The sequence below is a fragment of the Acidithiobacillus sp. TH-A35 genome (genome assembly GCF_057473505.1).
Map to the genome: position 1 here is coordinate 1 of NZ_JBYCKR010000108.1, position 5,009 is coordinate 5,009.

Annotated in this window: 8 protein-coding genes; 2 read left to right on the plus strand and 6 right to left on the minus strand. The window is 56.9% G+C overall.

Annotation, left to right across the window (positions count from 1 at the left end; all coding sequences use genetic code 11):
* The 3 genes from AC2VNK_RS03905 to AC2VNK_RS03915 all read right to left on the minus strand — a co-directional run.
* A partial coding sequence (locus AC2VNK_RS03905; protein WP_486882877.1) for a tRNA (adenosine(37)-N6)-threonylcarbamoyltransferase complex transferase subunit TsaD occupies positions 1–416 on the minus strand: 416 nt, incomplete at its 3' end.
* Positions 409–1,248, minus strand: coding sequence for a ferritin-like domain-containing protein (locus tag AC2VNK_RS03910; protein WP_486882878.1), 840 nt, complete (start codon positions 1,246–1,248; stop codon positions 409–411). The genes AC2VNK_RS03910 and AC2VNK_RS03905, both read right to left, overlap by 8 nt.
* 155 nt (positions 1,249–1,403) lie before the next feature.
* Positions 1,404–2,915: an outer membrane protein assembly factor BamB family protein gene (locus tag AC2VNK_RS03915; protein WP_486882880.1), complete on the minus strand. Its 1,512-nt coding sequence runs from the start codon at positions 2,913–2,915 to the stop codon at positions 1,404–1,406.
* Between the two features lie 348 nt (positions 2,916–3,263).
* On the opposite strand from AC2VNK_RS03915, the gene AC2VNK_RS03920 reads away from it, so the two are divergent.
* Both AC2VNK_RS03920 and AC2VNK_RS03925 read left to right on the plus strand, forming a co-directional pair.
* The gene (locus tag AC2VNK_RS03920; protein WP_035191769.1) at positions 3,264–3,515 is read left to right on the plus strand and encodes a type II toxin-antitoxin system Phd/YefM family antitoxin; all 252 of its coding nucleotides are present in this window, start codon (positions 3,264–3,266) and stop codon (positions 3,513–3,515) included.
* Positions 3,512–3,766, plus strand: coding sequence for a Txe/YoeB family addiction module toxin (locus tag AC2VNK_RS03925; RefSeq protein ID WP_291509567.1), 255 nt, complete (start codon positions 3,512–3,514; stop codon positions 3,764–3,766). The genes AC2VNK_RS03920 and AC2VNK_RS03925 overlap by 4 nt, the downstream gene beginning before the upstream one ends.
* Positions 3,767–4,115: 349 nt before the next feature.
* Here AC2VNK_RS03925 and AC2VNK_RS03930 read toward each other — a convergent pair whose 3' ends face one another.
* The 3 genes from AC2VNK_RS03930 to AC2VNK_RS03940 all read right to left on the minus strand — a co-directional run.
* Positions 4,116–4,415: a hypothetical protein gene (locus tag AC2VNK_RS03930; RefSeq protein ID WP_486882882.1), complete on the minus strand. Its 300-nt coding sequence runs from the start codon at positions 4,413–4,415 to the stop codon at positions 4,116–4,118.
* Positions 4,415–4,645: an addiction module protein gene (locus AC2VNK_RS03935; protein ID WP_486882884.1), complete on the minus strand. Its 231-nt coding sequence runs from the start codon at positions 4,643–4,645 to the stop codon at positions 4,415–4,417. Before AC2VNK_RS03935 ends, AC2VNK_RS03930 begins: the two co-directional genes overlap by 1 nt.
* A gap of 133 nt (positions 4,646–4,778) precedes the next feature.
* A partial coding sequence (locus AC2VNK_RS03940) for a type II toxin-antitoxin system RelE/ParE family toxin (RefSeq protein ID WP_486882885.1) occupies positions 4,779–5,009 on the minus strand: 231 nt, incomplete at its 5' end.

Here is a 5,009-nt window from a genome sequence, read left to right on the forward strand (position 1 = left end):
GTATGCCCACCGGAAACCAGCAGGGCGACTGCCGGGAAGGGGTCCACTCCGTTGAGCAGCGGGGCGAGCAGATGACCTTCCAGATGATGCACGGGGATCACGGGAATATCCCAGCCCATGGCGAGACCGCGGGCGAAATTTACTCCCACCAGCAGGGCACCGATGAGTCCCGGCCCGGCGGTGACGGCGATGGCGTCAGGACGCTGCCCGCCGGTCTGCGCCAGCAGCTCGTCGAGCAGCAAGGGCAGACGGCGCACATGGTCCCGCGATGCCAGTTCCGGCACGACGCCGCCGTAGGGCGCATGGATGGCAATCTGGCTGAACAGCACTTCGCCGAGCAGGCCACGCTGGCGGTCATACAAGGCGAGCCCCGTTTCATCGCAAGAGCTTTCAATGCCCAGTATCCGCTCAATCATGGCGCCTCGCCTCCGGTTTCGTGGCGACGGGCTGTCCGACGCAACTCTGCAACCAATCCAGCTCCGGCTCCGAAAAACCCGCCGCGCGCCGCGCCGTCAGTGCCAGCGGCCCCTGAATCCGTCCTCGGTAACGCTGCTGCAAAAGCGTCTTAAAGGTGCTATCCGGCTCCAGGCCACGTTGCGCACAAAGATAGCGAAACCAGCGGCTGCCCACCGCTACATGCCCGCGCTCATCGCGTTCAATACGCTCCAGCACGGCGGCCGCTTCTGCATCCCCAGCGGCCAGCAGTCGTTCGCGCATGGCCGGGGTGACATCCAGCCCCCGTGCTTCCAGGACACGCGGCACCAGCGCCATGCGCACCAGCGGGTCTGCCGCCGTGTCCAGGGCCATCTCCCACAGACCGTCGTGGGCGGGCAGATCGCCATAATCGCCACCGAGACGTCGCAATTGCTCGCGCAACAGGACGAAATGCTCCGCCTCCTCCTGCGCCACCTGCAACCAGTCGCGATAGAAATCATCGGGTAGACCGGCGAACCGGTAGATAGCATCGAGAGCCAGGTTGATGGCGTTGAATTCGATGTGTGCCAGCGCGTGCAACAAAGCGAAGCGGCCTGCCCGCATATGCAGGGCGCGGCGTTTGGGCAAGTCTTTGGGACCCACCAGCAGGGGATGGGTCGGTCGCCCCGGTGTAGCGGAGAGCGGTGGGGCCGAGACTTCCGGCATGGGCGCCAGCGGCCAGCGCAAGGCACGCACTTGCTCTACTTTTTGTTGTGGATCAGCAGCATAAAGGGCCGCGCCGACAGCGGCCCAAGCCTGTGTATCTGACTGCATATCAGTCCCTCATCACTCCGTCACGACCTTCGCCAGCCAGGCTGAGCCAATCTGCGACCGCGAAAGAGGATGAAGTATAGCAGGGTATGGGTGATTTCCTGCGCAAGGGCAGGAAATCGAGGGGTGCGTTCAGGTCGTTACCAACATTCCCTGAGTTACGACGGATGGGTGTTGAATTGCGGATTTACATCATGAACGGGGACTGCGTTGATCCAATCCCAGGAGTTGCCCAGATATATGGTGCCACCGACTATGGTCGGGTTGACGATGCCAAAACGCCCACCGACCTTGTATTGATGGATCATCTTCCCGTTCTTCGGATCGATGGCATAAATATCCGGTCCTGTGGAAATATATAAGGTATGATCATAGTAGGTCGGCGCGCCGCGACCAGCACCAGCCGGGCCAGGATTGGGCACATGCCAGGTCCACGCCACTTTACCGGTATGCAAGTCAATGGCTTCATAAGCGGACGTAACCGGTGAACCCACATAGACCGTATGGTCATGAATCATCGGCACGCCCCCCTTGAATGCCGGCACTCTTGGTCCGCGTCCCATGTTATCGGTCCACAGCACCTTGCCATTACGCGCATCGAAAGCCCGCACCAGGGTGGTCATAGTGGGTTTACCCTGGATCATCTGCGGATTTGCCACGGAATCCATGACCACGATGCCATCCGCCACAGCAGGCGGCACATCCCCCATACCCGTATTCACGGCACCGGGAATTTCGCCCTTCCATAATACCTTGCCCGTCTGCACATTCAGGGCATACAGACCAGGAATGACGGACATGGAGACGTAAACTTTTCCATCCCACACGATGGGGCTGGACATGTTGGCGATACCGCCGACATGAGTACGCCACACTTTCCGGCCATCCGCTGAACGGATGCGATAAATGTTGCCATCTCCGGTGCTGATGAAGAGGGAATGATCGGCGTAGGCTGGGGTCGGCATGGCGTCACCAGCGGTTTTAAAACTCCAGAGCAGTTTACCGTTGGTGCGGTCCAGACAGAATATCCCGTTGTAGCTGATGTCCTTGCCGCGCCCCGCTTGGGCTGGGTGCTTGGCATATTTCATCACGTTGGCGAAGTTAAAGGATACGCTTCCGGCAGACAGGTAAACATGCGTACCGACCACCAGCGGATTGCCCATCAGCGTATTGGCGACCGGGCTGGTTCTCCAGATCAGCTTGCCCGTCCGCGCATTGACGGCATAGGCGAACATGTCATCGCTCTCGGCATACACCACGCCCTTGACGACAGAGACCCCGAGCGCATTGCCATAAAACTGGGTCTGCACCGGCAGGGCCTCTTTGATGCCATAGACCTTTTCCCCATAAGGATGAGGGTCGCTCAACGGCCAGGCCCTAGCCTCCGGGAAATTCCAGCGTACGCCCTCACGAATCCAGGCCGGCGCGCTGGCGGCAACCGGAAAGGCGGCATTATGTTGCGGGTTACCATAGGCATGGGTCCACGCTGTGGGGCCGACCTGATCGACGGGTGCAGGGGCATTTTGCGGCAGGTACAGGACAGCAAAGGGGCTCTGCGGATCTAACGCGTTGTTGACCGGGTCCAGCGGGACCGTAGCGGTTTGCGCCCAGGCCGTGCCGGATATTAACGTACATATTGCGGATAAAACGACAGCTTTGCGGATTTTCATTTTATCTCCTCAAGAAAGGGAAGCACTGCGCGCAGTTAAAAATTTATCAATCAGAAATAAACCATATAACCAATTAACAAATTGTTATTAATCATGCAGTAATCGCACATTAGGCAGATCAATTGATCGCGTCAAGGCTAAAAATTGTAACATGGTGAAACAGTGTTACAATTTGTTACATATAATGATGAAAATCACTCTATATAATGCGTTATATGGATTCGTAGGGCGCATTATTTTTGGATCGGCGCGTCCGTTCTCGAACGCGGGGTGGGGCGTCTGCACCGTCGCGCTAGACAGGTCGTCGTAAAATATGTACATTAACACGTACATATTTGGAGGCTTGTTATGGATGCGATTACCTATACCACCGTTCGTGCAAACCTCGCCAGCGCCATGGACCGCGTTTGCGACGACCACGAACCCTTGATCATTACCCGCAATGGAGAACAGTCCGTCGTGATGCTCTCGCTCGAAGACTACAAGGCGCTGGAGGAAACCGCCTACCTCTTGCGTACCCCCGCCAACGCCAAGCGCCTTCTCGCTGCCGTCGCACAACTGAACGCCGGTAAAGGCGTTGAGCGGAAGCTGGCGAAGTGAGGCTGATCTTCTCTGACGATGCATGGGAAGACTACCTATATTGGCAGAAGCAAGACCAGCGCATGGTCGAGCGAATCAATAAGCTGATACGTGAGACACAGCGTGAACCCTTCGCGGGAGTTGGCAAACCCGAAGCACTGAAGCATGCTCTTTCAGGATTTTGGTCACGCCGTATTACAGATGAGCATCGCATGGTGTATCGAATAGAAGGTGATGCATTGATGATTGCTCAGTTGCGTTTCCACTACTGAGACGCCCAGTCGGGATAGATCCACCGCGCTTTTCAGCGGATTCACTGTGAGCCTCAGCAAGTCATTTACCAGGCGTGTCACGCTCGCCATCACCCGCTCCCCCGCGCGTGAGTTGGGCGCGGATGCCGCAATTTCGGATTGGACGTCCTTCAGACCCCGCCTCGCGACAACGCCCTTGCCCTTCTCCTTGCCCTCGGCTCTGCGTAAACCTAGCCATAGGACTCGCACCTATGAAGTAACGCGCCATGCCCGGCGCACCGTAAAGTTGAGGGGCAGCCCGCTTCTGGGCTGTCCCGTTCGAACGAAGGGTTGGGCTGAATGTGTTCGCAAACGTGATGCTCCATGGGTATCAGCTATTAAACCGCTCTATCCAAACACTAGGCTCACGGTGCTGATGAAAGAATGAAACTACCAGCAACTCATCCGAACTTGGTAGATAAATTAGCGTGTAGGGAAATTTGCGGAATAACACACGCCGGAACTCTTCTTCTTCGATGCGCAAATGCCCAAAGGGATTGCGAAGCGCTGACGCAACTGCCGCGTCAGCGGCACGGGCGAACTCAAAACCAAGCCCCAGCGCTTTTGACTCATACCAAATCTGCGCTTCCAGAAGCTCATGCTCTGCCTCTGGACGGAGCACGACCAACATCAGGGTTTACTCGGAAATAATTTGGATCGAACCTGTTCCCATGGGATGGCGGTGGAAGGGTCAACACGATGCGCAGCAACGCGACGATGCAACTCATCTTTTTGAGCTTGTGACAATTCAACGGTATCAGGTGCCTCTGCAGCAATGCTATCCCATATGTCCTCAACGAGCTGGATGCGCTCGGAAACGGACAACTTCATGTATTCAATAGTGGCAGTGGGAGTAGGCATGGACCTAATATAAATCAAGGCCAACGTTAAGGTAAAGGTGGCAGGCCCAACGTGTTTAAGGGGTACGCCGCTTTTGGCGCGTCCCGCTTGAACGATGGGTTTTGGGCATCGCTGATCGAAGTGACACTGCGTACTACTTCCGTTGCGCCCAGTAGCCGGGACGACGCCTGTGATGCGCCACGGCGAGAATTCGAAGCTCCTCTGCGGTGACCTGATAGATGATGCTATATGGGAATCGACGGAGGATATATCGCCGGCGCTTGCTTCGGAACACAGCACCGAGCAGAGGGTTGTCCAGAACGAGATTGGCCGTTCGTTCAAACTCAGCCACAAGCGCGAGACCAAGCTCGACACCCGCCTTCAG